This is a genomic window from Microbulbifer sp. MLAF003 (assembly GCF_030012965.1).
Taxonomy (GTDB): Bacteria; Pseudomonadota; Gammaproteobacteria; order Pseudomonadales; family Cellvibrionaceae; genus Microbulbifer; species Microbulbifer variabilis.
Genome location: NZ_CP120232.1, coordinates 4,353,542 through 4,368,611 on the forward strand (window position 1 = coordinate 4,353,542; position 15,070 = coordinate 4,368,611).

Here is a 15,070-nt window from a genome sequence, read left to right on the forward strand (position 1 = left end):
ACTGTCTCAGCAGTTGCCGTCATAGCGGAGCAGTAGAATATGAGTGAACGCAACCTGAGCGGGCTCGACCGCCTGCTCATTCAGGCTGATAGAGCACTACGCACCTTGAGCCCGGGAGAACCCTGTCATACACGCCCCTCCCCAGCCAAAGAAGAGCCCGAGGGCGAGTTCAGCGATACCGAGCGCCGTCACTCTGTCGGCCTGATGCGTGTCAACCACAGCGGTGAAGTATGTGCCCAAGCCCTGTACCAAGGGCAGGCCCTCACGGCCAAGCTACCTGAGGTACGAGGTGAGATGGAACGCGCTGCCGATGAGGAAATTGATCACTTGGCCTGGTGTGAGCAGCGGCTGAGGGAGCTGGACAGTCGTCCCAGTTTACTTAACCCCCTCTGGTACGGACTGTCTTTTGGCTTGGGTGCCGCCGCTGGCAAAATTAGCGACCGCATTAGCCTCGGGTTTGTCGCCGCAACAGAAGAACGGGTTTGCAAACACTTGCGAAATCATTTGCAGCAACTCCCACCCCAGGACAAAAAAGTCGTGCGGTTGTGGAACAAATGCTGATTGATGAGGATGAGCACGCCCATGCAGCCCTGGCAGCGGGGGGCAAACGATTCCCGGCTCCGGTTAAGGGCGCAATGTCACTGGTAGCCAAAGTAATGACTTCTGCCAGTTACAAAATCTAATGGGCATTCACTGGGTACTAGTAAAAACCCAGTGAATTCACCGGCTGGATATTGAGTGGCAGCAGTCACCAGCCTGCCATGCCCAGACCGATTAAAAACACCTCTTATTCCTCTTCAACTCGATAGCTATGTACTATTTCCACACCCGCGCTTCGCAGCATAATAGAAGCTGAGCAATATTTTTCCGCGGACAGCTCCACCGCCCGCGCTACATGGGATTCTTTTAAACCGCGGCCACGCACCACAAATTCCATTTCGATCCGCTCAAATGGCGACGGTGTCGTATCCGGGCGCACTCCATTGAGCTCACAATGACAGGAAATAATGTTCTGGCGGGCTTTTTGTAATATAGAAACCACATCGTAAGCGGCGCAACCACCAACACCGAGCAGAATCATTTCCATAGGGCGAACGCCGTTGTTTGTGCGTCCACCTTCCATGACTATCGAATTACCGCTGCCAGCCTCGCCGACAAAGGTTAAATCGTTAACCCAGGTTACCTTGCCCTGCATCGCCATACTCCCACAAAAATTCAAGTCGCGAAGCTTAGCATACCGTACAAGTTTATCCCGACGACTTACTATTTCCGGTATAGTGTTAGCCACGCCTCCGCGCGGAATGTATTTCAGTGCAATTTCAAAGCTCGTCGGTGAACGTCCGATCGGCTCTGGAGTCCAATCCCACCGGCGCCAGGGTGTCACAGGTCACAATGCGGAACTTTGCTGTGGCCTGCCTCTGTTGGGGACTCTTTTTTCGCGCGATAATTCAATAGTGCTCAGCTGCTAAAGCCGGGATAGGGCACGAGACAAAAAATGAGGAATAAATCCGTGACGGTTGCTATCGAAGACCCCATGACTATCGGCAATATTGAAGACTTTCTGGCCCACTGCCACCGGCGTCGCTACCCGGCCAAAAGTACGATTATCTATGCAGGCGACCGCTGTGAATCCCTTTATTTCATTATGCGCGGTTCTGTTACTGTTCTGATTGAGGACGATGAAGGCCGTGAAATGATCGTCGCCTATCTGAATGATGGAGACTTTTTCGGAGAAATGGGCCTGTTCGATCAGGATACCCGCAGTGCTTGGGTCCGCACCAAGACTGAATGTGAGGTAGCAGAAATCTCCTATACCAAGTTTCAGGAGCTCACCCGCCAACACCCAGAATTCCTTTTCGCACTGGCAACTCAAATGGCCGGCCGCTTGCGCAACACCACACGCAAAGTGGGCGATTTGGCCTTCCTAGACGTCACTGGACGTGTCGCACGCACCCTATTGGATCTGTGCAATGAACCGGATGCGATGACTCACCCAGAGGGGATGCAAATTAAAATTACTCGCCAGGAAATCGGCCGGATTGTAGGCTGTTCCCGCGAAATGGTTGGGCGTGTACTAAAAACCCTGGAAGAGCAAGGTTTAGTATCCGTAAAAGGAAAAACCATGGTGGTTTACGGCACACGTTAATCTTACTCATCTTAATAAAAAAGGGCGACCCAAAGATCGCCCTTTTTTATGTGAGTGTAATCACAATTCGTTCTTACACTTCAGTTAAACATTTCCATCAATTTGCGCCCGGGTTCCTGCTCACGCATAAATGCCTCCCCAACCAGGAATGTATTGACATTGTGGCCGCGCATGGCCGCAACATCGTCAGTGGTGTGAATTCCACTTTCAGTGACCACAATCCGATTCTCTGGAATCAGATCGAGCAATTTAAACGTGTTTTCCAGCTGAACTTCAAACGTATGCAGGTTGCGATTATTAATACCAATCAAGCGATTTGGCAGCACCAGCGCACGTTCCAGCTCCAAACGATTGTGCACTTCCACCAATACATCCAAGCCCAATTCCAGGGCCAAACTGTTCAAGTCCTGCATCTGCTGGTCATCCAGGCAAGCGGCAATTAATAGTATACAGTCGGCACCGATTGCCCGGGCCTCGTAGACTTGAAAAGGGTCCACAGTAAAATCTTTACGCAACACCGGCAGGCGCACTGCATTACGCGCCTGTTGTAAATAGCTGTCTGCCCCCTGGAAAAAATCGATATCGGTAAGCACCGACAAACAGGCAGCCCCGCCTTTTTCATAGCTGGTCGCTATTTCCGCCGGTAGGAAATCCTCGCGGATAACACCTTTACTGGGCGATGCCTTTTTGATCTCGGCAATCACTGCAGCTTCGCCCCCATTAATTTTGCGCTCTAAAGCATCAACAAACCCCCGCACCGGCGGCTGGTCCTGTGCTCTCAGCCGCATTGTCTCCAGACCGCACTGAGATTTGCGCTCAGCCACTTCCTGCCATTTGCGCTCAATTATGGTTTTTAAAATTGTTGGCGTACTCACGACTTTACTTCCTCGGGGCGAAAGGCGCTGGTAAAAGCGGCCAGATCATTCATTTTTTCCGCAGCCAGGCCACTGTCGATAGCATCCTGCGCCATGGCAATTCCCTGTTCTGCACTGCCGGCTACACCACTCACATAAATGGCGAGACCGGCGTTGAGGGCAATAATGTCGGCAGCTTTCTGCCCTGCTTCGGTTTCGCGCTTACCCAAGGCATCGCGAATTAGCGCCAAAGACTCCTGCGAACCCGATACGATCAGGCCACTCAGATCGCGGCGCTCAATAGAGAAATTCTCAGGGGTAAGGGTAAACTCATTAATGGTGCCATCTTTAAGTTCCACCGCATGGGTATCTGCAGCAATACTGGCCTCATCCAGACCATCTTCACTATGTAATACCAGTACATGCTCGGAGCCCAGCCGCTGCAAAACTTCTGCCAGCAAACGGCAATAGCGTTTTTCATAAACACCTATCACCTTGCGGGTGACTCCTGCAGGGTTAGTCAAAGGGCCGAGCAAATTAAAAATAGTACGCAAACCCAGTGCTTTGCGTGCAGGCCCGACATGACGTACAGCGCTGTGGAAACTAGGGGCAAACATAAAACCAATCCCAATAGTCTCAACGCAACGCGCCATTTGCTCAGGGCTTAATTCCAAATAAACTCCAGCCCGCTCCAGCAGATCTGCCGAACCGCTGCTGGAGGACACCGAGCGATTGCCGTGTTTGGCTACTTTGGCCCCCGCTGCTGCTGCCACAAAACTACTGGCACTGGATACATTAAAGAGATTTGCACCATCACCGCCGGTACCGACAATATCCACCGTATTGTCCAGGTTCAGGTTTACTTTTGTTGCCAACTCACGCATGGTTTCCACTGCGCCGACAATCTCATCAACAGTTTCACCGCGAATGCGCAGGGCTATCAGTAACGCACCTATTTGTGCCTCCTGAGTCTCGCCTCGCATTATCTGGCCCACAGTTTCGCGCATTTCCGCACGGGTGAGGTGCTCTCCATCCACCAGTTTCGCTATGGCTTGTTGGATATTCATGGTGTCCCCTTTGCCCTGCTCGCTAATTTATTCAATCGGGACCAAGGCCCCGCGACATTTGCCCTTAGATATCAGGACTCAATAAAATTCCTTAACATATCGTGGCCATGCATGGTGAGAATTGACTCAGGGTGAAATTGCACACCCTCTATCGCCAACTCGCGGTGGCGAAGCCCCATAATCTCATCAATCTCTCCGGCTTCTGTCTCGGTCCAGGCTGTAACCTCAAGGCATTCAGGAAGACTGCTTTTTTCCACAACCAGGGAGTGATAGCGCGTCGCCTCGAAGGGATTGGACAGACCGTGAAACACCCCCAGATTGTTGTGCACTATAGGCGAGGTTTTTCCATGCATAACCTGACCCGCACGCACTACCCTGCCACCAAAAACCTGACCAATACTCTGGTGGCCCAGACAAATTCCCAGGATAGGAGTGCGTCCAGAAAAGTGCCTGATCGCCTCAAGGGATATTCCCGCTTCGTTGGGTGTGCAGGGCCCCGGTGAAATAACAATTTTCTCAGGGGCCATCTGCTCGATTTCCTCCAGAGTGACTTCATCGTTACGCTTAACCACGACTTCTGCACCCAACTCCTCCAGGTACTGCACCACATTCCAGGTAAAGGAGTCGTAGTTGTCGATCATTAAAATCATTGTCCGGCTCCCTTAGCCTCAGAAACATTAGTAGTCGCTTCCATACGCTTTTGCAGACGCGCTAGCGATGCCTGGGTAGCGCGCAATTCGCGCAAGATTTCAGTTTGGCTTGGTGGCAGGCACAGCTCATCCATACGCCGCAGTTTGGCCTCTTCCAGGTTATTAAGTACCACTCCGATAAACAGGTTGATCATTACGAAAGCACCCATTACCACGAAGCTGATAAAGTAGACCCAGGCCCAAGGCATCGCATCCATGGCCGTATACATAATGTCGGTCCAATCCTCAAAAGTCACAATGCGGAATAGACTCAGCAGCGCAATCGGCAGGCTACGCCAATGGGTCGGATCCACATCGTGAAACAGGAAATAACCCGCCACTCCATAAATATAAAAAATAATCCCCATCAGCAATGCTATGTGCAACATACTTGGCAGACTGCGCAACAAGGTATCCACCAGAGTGCGCAATTCAGGGAAGGCCGAGACCAAGCGCAATACTCTCAATACCCGCACCAGACGCGCCAGGGTAGCTAGCGGCCCGGCCGCAGGTATTAAGCTGAGAGCAATAATAGTGAAGTCAAAGCAGTTCCAGCCACTGGAGAAGTAACGCCAGGGACGCGAGCCATGGGCAGCAATTTTTATCAGCGCCTCCAGAATAAAAGCGCCAAGTACCAGCTGGTTAATACCCCCCAATAGTGCACCAAAGCGTTCCACTACCCAATTTGAGGTTTCTAATCCCACTGCGATACCGTTTAGCAGGATCATGCCGATGATCACCTGATTAAACAGCGGGGCTTCGACAATTTTCTGGCAACGTAACGCCAGGTTAGGTTTTTGGGGAATACTAACTTCGCTCATTGTTCTCGGTCTTTACATCTTTACTACTACTGGCCAAAGCCATGCCCGCCGCTCGGAAAAGCGCGCGGGCTTTATTCATGGTTTCATCCCATTCTGACTGGGGATCGGAATCAGCAACCAAACCGGCGCCGGCCTGGATAAATAACTGACCATCCTTAATTACCGCTGTGCGGATAGCAATAGCGGTATCCATATTGCCATTCCATGCCAAATAGCCTACCGCACCACCGTAGATACCCCGCTTTTCAGGCTCCAATTCATCAATGATCTCCATAGCCCGAATCTTCGGCGCCCCGGACAAAGTGCCAGCCGGTAGGGCCGCGCGTAGCGCATCCATACCTGAGAGACCATCCCTCACTTGGCCTGTTACATTAGAAGTGATATGCATTACATGGGAGTAGCGCTCTACAACCATCTGCTCGGTCACCTGCACACTGCCGGTTGCCGCCACCCTGCCCACATCATTACGGCCAAGGTCAATAAGCATCAGGTGCTCCGCCCGCTCCTTAGGATCAGCCAGCAATTCCCGCTCCAAAGCCCGGTCCTCCTCTTCTGAGGCCCCCGGCGGCGGGTTCCAGCCAGTGGCCGTACTGTCATCTCCCCCTCTTCCAGGTGCACCAGGATTTCGGGGCTCGAGCCCACCACCTGATGGTCGCCAAGGTCCAGAAAATACATATAAGGAGAGGGGTTCAGGCTGCGCAAGGCGCGATAAAAGTTCAGTGGCGGCGCATCGAACGGGGCAGACAGGCGCTGCGACGGCACCACCTGCATAACATCCCCAGCCAGTACATATTCCTTGACCCGTCTTACGGCCTGCTTGAAATTTTCTTCTCCAAAGTGAGAGTGAAACGCACTTTCCTCTATGCCTTTACCATCCAGGTCCAGGGGTACCGTATTTGGTAAAGGCTGCGCCAGGCGAGTAACAAGTTGGTCGAGACGTTTCTGGGCATACTCATATGCGTCTTTTTGTATTGGATCTGCATGCACAATAAAAATAACTGCACCGGCGAGGTTATCGAAAACTACCAGCTCATCACTGACCATCAATAGAATATCCGGGTTACCCAGAGTATCTACTGGCATACTGTGCGCCAGACGGGGCTCTATATAGCGCACGCAATCATAACCAAAGTAACCAACAAGACCGCCATTGAAACGCGGTAGGTCAGGTAGCTCCGGCACCCGATAGTACTGTTGGAATTCTTCTACAAACGTCAGGGGATCTTCCGGGGCGTGGCTTTCTACTACTTCGCCATCCCGCTCAATAGTTACTTCGTTACCACTCACTCGTAGGACGGTACGTGCTGGCAAACCGATAATAGAATATCGTCCCCACTTCTCTCCCCCTGCACCGACTCAAGCAGGTAACTGTAACGCCCAGCTGCAAGTTTCAGGTAAGTGGACAAAGGTGTTTCAATATCAGCCAGTACTCGGCGCACCAGCGGTATGCGGTTGTAGCCCGCAGACACAAGTTGGGCGTATTCGCTTGGGGTCATAGAGACTCCGGTCTATTTTGCGTTTTTTAGGTTGGCGCCAGAGTATAGATAGCGCCCACAGGAAAGGTGGCCGGAATGGTAGCAGCTACCAAATTGGCCTTAGCGGATCAGTGGCGCCATCGCCAGCTGGTTGTTGTGGGGATAGTGTGATTCACGGAAATTCCCTCAGTGCAGGCGCACAAGTTTACAAATCCCGTATGCGGCGGGCAAGGGGTTACCCGCCAGGTTTTTATCAAGGCAGGCTCTTGCGCATAGCGCCGATCACCTCAGCGTAGTCCGATGTATTGAAAATGGCAGAGCCCGCTACGAAAGTATCTGCACCTGCGGCGGCAATTTCTGCAATATTATCCCGGTTAACTCCGCCATCGATTTCCAGGCGTATATCATAGCCACTAGCATCGATCAGTTGTCGTGCCTCACGCAGCTTTTCCAGGGTGGCCGGAATAAATTTCTGGCCACCAAAGCCCGGATTAACTGACATCAAAAGGATCATATCCAGCTTATCCATCACATATTTGGCGGCATCAAGGCTGGTAGCCGGGTTAAATACCAAGCCCGCCTTACATCCCAAACTGCGAATTAACTGCAGAGAGCGGTCTGGGTGGCGGGAGGCCTCGGGGTGAAATGTGATATAGGTTGCGCCCGTATCCGCGAACATGCGAATCATATCGTCCACGGGCTCAACCATAAGATGTACATCAATAGGCGCCTGGACACCGTGCTTACGCAGTGCTTGGCATACCATCGGACCTATGGTCAGATTGGGCACATAATGATTGTCCATCACATCGAAGTGCACCCAGTCGGCACCGGCCGCCAACACATTGTCCACCTCTTCTCCCAATCGCGCGAAATCGGCGGAGAGAATGGATGGAGCAATTTTGTAATCAGACATCTCAATATCCTTAAGTAAATCAGTTTTCCGCGGTTAAGCGGCGGTGCAATCGATCCAGGCGCTCAGGAGTCCCCACATCGCACCAGTCCCCCTGATATAACTCCGCCTGTAATTTGTCTTCGTTAAAAGTGAACACCTCCCCGAGGCCAAAACACTCACGCATCTTTGGATAGTGAGTAAGTATTTCCGGGCGCAACCAGCTAATTCCGGCAAAGGTATAGCGGGGCTTGGCAGTTCCTGATAGCAACCCATCCTCAATCCCAAAGTCACCTTCAGGATTATGGGGGGTTGGGCACCATCAATAACCGCCCGGGGCAACTCTTGGGTAAAGGGTGGGTTATCCATTGGGAAAGATCGAAGTCACACCAGACATCCCCATTGACCACCAGGAAAGGGGCCTCACCCAAGAGTGACATAGCATTGATAATACCGCCGGCAGTTTCGAGCGGCCTCTCTTCATGCTCAACCGAATACTGGATATCCATTCCCCAACGTTCACCACTACCAAGGCAGCTCCTAATCTTATGGCCAAGATAACCAAGATTAATAACCACCCGCTGGATACCAATACTTTGAAGGCGCTCCAGGGCGTGCTCAATCAGCGGTTTTCCTGCTACAGGTAGTAAGGGCTTTGGCGTCTGGTCAGTCAGCGGGCGCATACGGCGCCCGAAGCCTGCAGCCAGGACCATGGCGGTAGTTGGAGAGGTCTCTTTTGGGTGGGTCATCAAATTAATCTATACAATTTTTACAGCTTACCTGAGCGAGTCCCCAGCACTGCGGTAGTCACTATACCAGGGCTGCTGTTCGATCAACGGCAATAACTGGTCGGCAAACCAATCGCCAAAGGGCTTCAGTTCAGAATAGCGACCAGCTGTTTCCAGTACATAACGAATAACCAGGGAGAGATTACTCAGGTACCCCTGTTTGCCATCGCGAAGCGACAAGCGTGGAAACAGGCCAAGTACTTTAATATGACGCTGCAGCCCCATCCAGTCGAACCATCGTAAGAACCTTTCAGGGTCCACAGGTTCCATCACTCCGGCAGCTTCTGCAGTAGCTGCGTAAGCGAATACCCAGCGTTCAACCCGTTCCCGGGGCCAGCGTATATAGCAATCCCGTAACAGCGAAACCAGGTCGTAAGTGATAGGGCCCCAAACCGCATCCTGGAAATCCAGAATCCCCGGCCTCTCTCCTTCCCGTATCATCAGATTCCGGCTGTGGTAATCACGATGAACCAGGGTATGTGGCTGGTTGGCTGCATTATCCAATAGCAATTGGAAGGTATCTTCAATCAGCTCCATTTCCTTTGCTGAAAGCTGATGACCTAGCAGCTTACCCGCCAACCACTCAGGCATAATACGCATCTCTGTCAGAAGCAACTCTGCGTCATAATTGGGAAAAAGTGTTTTGTCTCTGGGTATCTGTTGCAGACACAACAACTCACTCATCACCTCGGCATAGAGGCCCTCGACACTATCGTTATTAAGTACACCAAATAACTGGGTATCGCCAAGATCCTCCAAGAGAAGATAGCCATTGGTCGTATCTGCCGAGACCACCATCGGCGTATGGATACCGTTGCGGCGCAGATAATCAGCAATGGCCACAAAGTGGCCTGGCTTGGTGTACTCCGGAGGGGAGTCAACTGCAATCAAACTCGGCTTGGTGTCTGTGCGAAAATAGCGTCGAAATCCTGCATCGCCGGCAAGCTTGAGCAGCTCCGTAGATGAGTGCATTTCCAAAACCTGCCCCACCCAGCGGCTAAGCTCCTCAATTCGCGAGTCATCAGTCACAACACACCTTCAATTCTTCACCTGTGGCTTGTAATTACCGGGCTGATTCCCCAGGTATAAGATCGCATTGTAACCCCACGCAGTGTCGCGTCCAGCAGCGTCTGCACAATTCCTCTTACACTCGTACCAGCGCTGTGGCTATTAACTATTTCTACATTCAAGTAGAATCGAGCGAAGATTTTTGCGCGCCCCGGCTCGATAGCTGTCGCACGCATCTACCGATAAAGAAACATTTAAGAATAGCCGGAACCTATCGATTGATGCATGAAGTCCCCCGGTGGCGTCGCCTAGCACTCGCGATTGCTAATTATTCACACACCCGTACTTTCGCAATCGGCTTAATTGCCGCAACCCCCCTGTGGGCACACGCCAACCAGGGTAATGCTTACGAAGACCCAAACTACAACCCTTATTTGTACCTCGACTGGCTACCCCGCTCAGAGCTTACCCCCGAAGAGAGGGCCAGGATACCGGCTATATGTTCAGGGGCCTTTATTCCCCCTCCGAGAAACTATCCTGATGCGGATCTTCCTCCCGAGAATGCCCCTCTGCGTGCCACCGCCGAAAGATCACAGGTACTTGATGATGGCACCGCAGAATTAAGCGGTAATGTGCATATCACCCAAGGATATCGCCAATTATTTGCCGACCGGGTTGACCTCAATCAGCAAAACCATACCGCCTACCTAAGCGGAGCCGTAGAGCTGCGTGAGCCGAATTTATTGATCCGTGGGGCTTCGGCTGAGGTACACACAGACAGTGAGGCAGCATCGATTGATGATGTCTCTTACGTTATTCACGATGAATACATCCATGGCGACGCGGCCTACGCAGCCCGCCAAACCAGTGGTGAACTCACCCTAACAGACGGCACTTATACCCGCTGTGAACCGGGAAAGGAGTTTTGGCGACTGATTGGCAGTGAAATCAATATTGATGAAGTAGAAAGCCAGGGTACAGCTCGAAATGTCCGCCTGGAAATCATGGACGTTCCGGTGTTCTACGCTCCCTATTTCCGCTTTCCAGTGGGAGATGCCCGGATGTCGGGCTTCCTCTTTCCCTCTTTGAGCAACAGTGATAAGAACGGCTGGGACCTCGCTATTCCCTACTATTGGAATATAGCGCCGCAGATGGATGCAACCCTTACCCCGCGTTATATCCAATACCGGGGCAAAGGTCTGGAAGTGGAATTTCGCCATTTGAGCCCTATCTTTAATACCAGACTCCGCGTAGCTGATCTGCCAAATGACAAAGGCGGCAACGATGATCTGTCCCGCAAACTTATCGACCGCGGCTTCCCCGAGGATCTGGTGCTACCCAACAAAGGCAGGGACCGTTGGCTGGTGAATCTTGACCAGGAAGGCGGCTACAGTGGCAGTATCTGGCGCACCGATATCGACTTTACAAAAGTCAGTGATCCAGACTATTTTCGGGATTTAAGTACTGCCAATCTGGGGATTAATGCGGAAACCCAGGTCAACCAAGCAGCGCAAGGCAGTTTAAGCACAGAAAACTGGCGAGTCACTTTACGTGCCCAGGACTACCAGGTCCTGGAAAATGACCTCCCCGACACCTTCGCTCAGCTGCCGCGCCTGGATGTGAACGGTGATTACCGCTGGGAGGACTGGCGACTCTCTATGCATAACGAGGCCATAGCCTGGAGGCACAAGGATACCCAGACAATCACATCTATTGGGGACACTGACGATCCTACTAGCGTGGTAACTAAAACCACGGATTTTATTACTGCGGATAGATTGCGCCTCGACTACGAACTCGCCTGGGATAAAGAATGGCTATGGGGCTATTTCAAACCCGGTATCGCCGGCCGTTACCTGGGCTACCAGGTGAGCGATCTGTTCCTGCCCGAAGATGCCAACGACACACCCGATGCCGCCGCTGCCCAGTTCACCCTGGATACGGGCCTGTATTTTGAACGGGATAGTTTTATTTTCAACAGGGACTTTATTCACACCCTGGAACCCCGGCTGTTTACACTGATCAGTAGTAATGCCAACCAGGATGACTTTTTTGATATCAGCAGGAAGGAAGTTAATTACCCTTACGACCCTAATAACATACTTGTTATTGATCCCCGTAGTAATAATCTGCTTTACGATACTTCGCTATTTACCTTCAGCTACGATCAGCTGTTCCGCGACAGCCGTTTTGCGGGCAGTGACCGTATAGATGATGCAAGTCGAGTCGCTCTAGGTCTCACTACCCGCTTTATTGATCCGATCAGCGGGCGTGACCTGTTCTCCGCCAGCATTGGCCAGGCCTATTATTCCAGTGACTCACAAATTGGGTTAACGGAGTTAATTGAGGAGACCCCCGCTCTGAACTCGCTGCCCGACTAGAAAGTCGACCGATTCAGTCCCTGCGTATCGGCAGTGAGTTTGTTTACGACGACACGGAGCACAATATCAACCGGGGCAATTTCAGCCTGCGATACTTTGACGATGACGCCAGAATCTTCAACCTCAGCTATTACTATGAGCGGAATGACGCACTGCTATTTCCAAACGAAGTGGACAATGATGACGACTCCTCTACCCGGCAGCTCAACAGCTCTGCAGTCCTGCCTATCAGCACCCATACCTCTATAATGGCTAGCGCCGCCTACGATTTAACCCTGGACCGGGAACTGCAATACTTAGCTGGCATCGAATACGATGATTGCTGCTATCGTGCGCGCCTGGTATGGAGCCGCACCCTGGACAATGACCTGGCCGGGGTCGTAGCCGCTGAGGACTTGGAGTACGAGGAAGGTATCTTCCTAGAGGTGCAACTAAAAGGTCTGGCAGGGTTCGGATCAACTGTAACTCAGATGCTTTACAAGGGCATTGCAAACTTTGATCAGAGAGAAAAGCTGAAACCGTGATGAGAATAATGCAGAAATTTGTGACTAAATTGAGTCTGTCATCCGTTCTGGCTGCCTGCGCACTGATCGCCGGTACTGTTACAGCACAAGTGCAAACCCTGGACCGAGTAGTCGCCGTTGTCGATGAAGATGTCGTGATGGCCAGTGAGCTGGCCCAGCGTTTGAATACTATTGCCAGCCAGATCCAAGCACAGCAGGTCCAGGCGCCCCCTATTGAAGTTTTACGCCGCCAAGTACTTGAGCAGCTGATTGTCGAAAGACTACAGCTGCAAATGGCTTCGCGCGCAGGCGTTACTATCTCTGAGTCTGAGCTTGATCAAGCCATCGCACGAGTTCAACAGAATGCCAGTGTCAGCCCGGAAGAATTCCGCCAGCGCCTTCGTGCAGATGGTATGACCATAAAGAGCTTTCGCCAGCAAGTCCGCCAAGAGTTGATGATTCGCCGCGTAGAACAAGGCAGTGTTAACCGCAGAATCCAAATCACAGATCAGGATATCGACAACTTCCTTCGCTCCAAAGAAGGAGAGTTCTGGAAGTCACCGCAATTTGAGCTCGGTCATATCCTGATTCCCATAAGCTCCAGCGCACCATCCAGTGAGGTGACCCAAGCTCGCGAAAAGGCAGAAGAGCTCGCTGAACAAGCACGTGAGGGTACTGATTTCCGTCGCTTGGCTATCGCCAACTCCGCTGGGCAAAATGCTCTAGCCGGTGGTGATCTAGGCTGGCGTAAGACAGTGGAACTGCCGACCCTGTTTGCAGATGCGCTCAACGGCCTGAAAGTGGGAGATGTAACAGAGCCTTTCCGCAGTGATGCCGGCTTCCATTTACTCAAGATTCACGCCCAGAAAGGTGCTAACGAACAGCTGGTGGAACAGACTAAAGTTCGTCATATTCTGTTGAAGCCATCCGCCATCCTCACCGATGACGAGGCCTATAACAAACTGATCGCCATGCGCGAGGAAGCCATGGCCAATGATAATTTTGATAAATTAGCCCGGGAAAACTCTGAAGATATAGGCTCAATGCTCGCCGGAGGGGATCTAGGCTGGTCTATGCCTGGCCAATTTGTACCAGAATTTACCCAGGCAATGGACACCACTAATATTGGCGAAATCAGTCTGCCGTTTCGCAGCCAATTTGGCTGGCATATCCTGAAAGTTGAGGACCGGCGCAAGCAAGATATGACTGATCAATATATCCGCAATCAAGCTGCCAACTTGTTACGTAACCGTCGCTACGAAGAAGAACTTCAAAATTGGCGCCGTGAAATTCGCGATCAAGCTTATGTTGAAATTAAGCTGCAGGATGGAAACAAAGACTCGACCGAAAAAGAGCAACAGTAGCACTCATCCTTTTAGAATCCCAAAACCGGGCCTAAGCGCCCGGTTTTTTATTGATCAAGGAATTGGCCCACCAAATGACCACCAAAATTGCACTAACCCCAGGGGAACCCGCAGGTATAGGCCCAGAATTAGCAGTTAAAGTGGCACAGCAGGGCAGCAGCTCACAAATAATAGCTATTGCAGATCCAGAACTACTATACCAGGCCGCTAGCATTCTCAGTCTCCCACTGACATTACTACCCTTCTCTCCTGATTCAGCAGCATCGGCTACTCCACCCGGCTGCCTATATATTCAAGAAATCCAAATGGCCAGCAGTGCCAAGCCAGGTCAATTGAGTACTACCAATGCTCCCTATGTTTTGAGCACTCTGGAGGCTGCAGCTAAAGGATGCTTGAGAGGACAATTTAATGCCTTAGTAACCGGCCCCGTACACAAAGGAGTGATCAACGATGCAGGCATCCCATTTAGTGGGCATACCGAATTTTTTGCTGAGCAAGCGGGTATTGAGCAAGTCGTAATGATGCTAGCAGCTGAAAAGCTGCGCGTGGCATTGGTGACTACACATCTCCCTCTAAAAGATGTCAGTAAAGCTATCACAGGAGAGCGCCTCACACAGGTCATTCAAATTCTACACAAAAGCCTGACCAATGAGTTCCGGATCGAATCTCCTCGCATCGGGGTATGCGGCTTAAACCCGCATGCAGGGGAAGGCGGTCACCTCGGTATGGAAGAAATAGAGGTGATAGAACCAGCTCTGAATAGCTTGCGAGCAGAGGGCATCCAGCTCCTTGGCCCCTTACCTGCCGATACACTCTTTACACCGCCGCAATTAACTCACTGTGACGCAGTATTGGCCATGTATCACGATCAGGGGCTGCCGGTGTTAAAATTCAAGGGGTTCGGTAAAGCTGTAAATATTACCCTTGGGCTGCCTTTTATCCGTACATCAGTAGACCACGGTACTGCGCTGAATCTTGCTGGTACTGGCGATGCCGACAGTGGTAGTTTGGAGGCAGCTTTGGCGCAAGCTATTGAATTGGCTACTCGGTGAGCTACCTCGCAGTATTTGCAAAGTGGCTCT

14 protein-coding genes and 2 pseudogenes are annotated in these 15,070 nt (G+C 51.6%); 6 read left to right on the plus strand and 10 right to left on the minus strand.

Annotation, left to right across the window (positions count from 1 at the left end; genetic code table 11):
• Positions 1-39 precede the first annotated feature (39 nt).
• Positions 40-683: pseudogene (coq7, locus tag P3339_RS20890) on the plus strand (2-polyprenyl-3-methyl-6-methoxy-1,4-benzoquinone monooxygenase).
• A gap of 104 nt (positions 684-787) precedes the next feature.
• Here the strand turns inward: coq7 and P3339_RS20895 are convergent.
• Positions 788-1,195 carry an OsmC family protein gene (locus P3339_RS20895; RefSeq protein WP_020411499.1) on the minus strand — a complete coding sequence of 136 codons (408 nt, stop codon included), beginning with the start codon at positions 1,193-1,195 and terminating at the stop codon, positions 788-790.
• Between the two features lie 300 nt (positions 1,196-1,495).
• Between P3339_RS20895 and crp the strand changes: the two genes are divergently transcribed.
• Positions 1,496-2,146, plus strand: a complete 651-nt coding sequence (gene crp / locus P3339_RS20900) for a cAMP-activated global transcriptional regulator CRP (RefSeq protein ID WP_051089460.1) — start codon at positions 1,496-1,498, stop codon at positions 2,144-2,146.
• A gap of 80 nt (positions 2,147-2,226) precedes the next feature.
• On the opposite strand, the gene trpC is transcribed toward crp, so the two are convergent.
• The 9 genes and pseudogenes from trpC to P3339_RS20940 all read right to left on the minus strand — a co-directional run bounded on the left by trpC (position 2,227) and on the right by P3339_RS20940 (position 9,761).
• A complete protein-coding gene (gene trpC / locus P3339_RS20905) occupies positions 2,227-3,021 on the minus strand; it encodes an indole-3-glycerol phosphate synthase TrpC (protein WP_282951770.1) in 795 nt (264 codons plus the stop codon).
• Complete coding sequence (gene trpD, locus P3339_RS20910; protein ID WP_282951771.1) at positions 3,018-4,067, minus strand: anthranilate phosphoribosyltransferase; 1,050 nt, start codon at positions 4,065-4,067, stop codon at positions 3,018-3,020. Before trpD ends, trpC begins: the two co-directional genes overlap by 4 nt.
• 71 nt (positions 4,068-4,138) lie before the next feature.
• Complete coding sequence (locus tag P3339_RS20915) at positions 4,139-4,717, minus strand: anthranilate synthase component II (protein WP_282951772.1); 579 nt, start codon at positions 4,715-4,717, stop codon at positions 4,139-4,141.
• Complete coding sequence (locus P3339_RS20920) at positions 4,714-5,577, minus strand: ion transporter (protein WP_282951773.1); 864 nt, start codon at positions 5,575-5,577, stop codon at positions 4,714-4,716. Before P3339_RS20920 ends, P3339_RS20915 begins: the two co-directional genes overlap by 4 nt.
• Positions 5,564-7,073, minus strand: a pseudogene (gene trpE / locus P3339_RS20925) (anthranilate synthase component I). Before trpE ends, P3339_RS20920 begins: the two are co-directional and overlap by 14 nt.
• 232 nt (positions 7,074-7,305) lie before the next feature.
• Positions 7,306-7,968: a ribulose-phosphate 3-epimerase gene (gene rpe, locus P3339_RS20930; RefSeq protein ID WP_020411506.1), complete on the minus strand. Its 663-nt coding sequence runs from the start codon at positions 7,966-7,968 to the stop codon at positions 7,306-7,308.
• A 19-nt stretch (positions 7,969-7,987) separates the two neighbouring features.
• A complete protein-coding gene (locus P3339_RS23665) occupies positions 7,988-8,215 on the minus strand; it encodes a nucleotidyltransferase family protein (RefSeq protein ID WP_353056855.1) in 228 nt (75 codons plus the stop codon).
• 31 nt (positions 8,216-8,246) lie between these two features.
• Entirely contained in the window at positions 8,247-8,693 is a 447-nt protein-coding gene (locus P3339_RS23670; RefSeq protein WP_353056856.1) for a nucleotidyltransferase family protein, read from the minus strand.
• Positions 8,694-8,720: 27 nt separating this feature from the next.
• A complete protein-coding gene (locus tag P3339_RS20940; RefSeq protein WP_282951774.1) occupies positions 8,721-9,761 on the minus strand; it encodes an aminoglycoside phosphotransferase family protein in 1,041 nt (346 codons plus the stop codon).
• Positions 9,762-10,021: 260 nt separating this feature from the next.
• Between P3339_RS20940 and P3339_RS20945 the strand changes: the two genes are divergently transcribed.
• The 4 genes from P3339_RS20945 (at position 10,022) to pdxA (ending at position 15,040) form a co-directional block, all read left to right on the plus strand.
• Complete coding sequence (locus tag P3339_RS20945; protein WP_282951775.1) at positions 10,022-12,121, plus strand: LPS-assembly protein LptD; 2,100 nt, start codon at positions 10,022-10,024, stop codon at positions 12,119-12,121.
• 26 nt (positions 12,122-12,147) lie between these two features.
• On the plus strand, positions 12,148-12,645 hold the full coding sequence (gene lptD, locus P3339_RS20950; RefSeq protein ID WP_282953632.1) for an LPS assembly protein LptD: 498 nt from the start codon (positions 12,148-12,150) through the stop codon (positions 12,643-12,645).
• A gap of 8 nt (positions 12,646-12,653) precedes the next feature.
• Positions 12,654-13,988, plus strand: coding sequence for a peptidylprolyl isomerase (locus tag P3339_RS20955; protein WP_020411510.1), 1,335 nt, complete (start codon positions 12,654-12,656; stop codon positions 13,986-13,988).
• 74 nt (positions 13,989-14,062) lie between these two features.
• Positions 14,063-15,040 (plus strand): 4-hydroxythreonine-4-phosphate dehydrogenase PdxA, encoded by a 978-nt coding sequence (pdxA, locus tag P3339_RS20960; protein WP_282951776.1) that lies wholly within the window; start codon positions 14,063-14,065, stop codon positions 15,038-15,040.
• The last annotated feature ends 30 nt before the right edge of the window (positions 15,041-15,070 follow it).

Coding starts and splice junctions, on each gene's coding strand:
- rpe (WP_020411506.1), bottom strand. CDS start 7,968: ATGTCTGATTACAAAATTGCTCCATCCATTCTCTCCGCCGATTTCGCG.
- trpD (WP_282951771.1), bottom strand. CDS start 4,067: ATGAATATCCAACAAGCCATAGCGAAACTGGTGGATGGAGAGCACCTC.
- P3339_RS20945 (WP_282951775.1), top strand. CDS start 10,022: ATGCATGAAGTCCCCCGGTGGCGTCGCCTAGCACTCGCGATTGCTAAT.
- P3339_RS20955 (WP_020411510.1), top strand. CDS start 12,654: ATGCAGAAATTTGTGACTAAATTGAGTCTGTCATCCGTTCTGGCTGCC.
- P3339_RS20920 (WP_282951773.1), bottom strand. CDS start 5,577: ATGAGCGAAGTTAGTATTCCCCAAAAACCTAACCTGGCGTTACGTTGC.
- P3339_RS23670 (WP_353056856.1), bottom strand. CDS start 8,693: ATGACCCACCCAAAAGAGACCTCTCCAACTACCGCCATGGTCCTGGCT.
- pdxA (WP_282951776.1), top strand. CDS start 14,063: ATGACCACCAAAATTGCACTAACCCCAGGGGAACCCGCAGGTATAGGC.
- P3339_RS20915 (WP_282951772.1), bottom strand. CDS start 4,717: ATGATTTTAATGATCGACAACTACGACTCCTTTACCTGGAATGTGGTG.
- P3339_RS20895 (WP_020411499.1), bottom strand. CDS start 1,195: ATGCAGGGCAAGGTAACCTGGGTTAACGATTTAACCTTTGTCGGCGAG.
- crp (WP_051089460.1), top strand. CDS start 1,496: ATGAGGAATAAATCCGTGACGGTTGCTATCGAAGACCCCATGACTATC.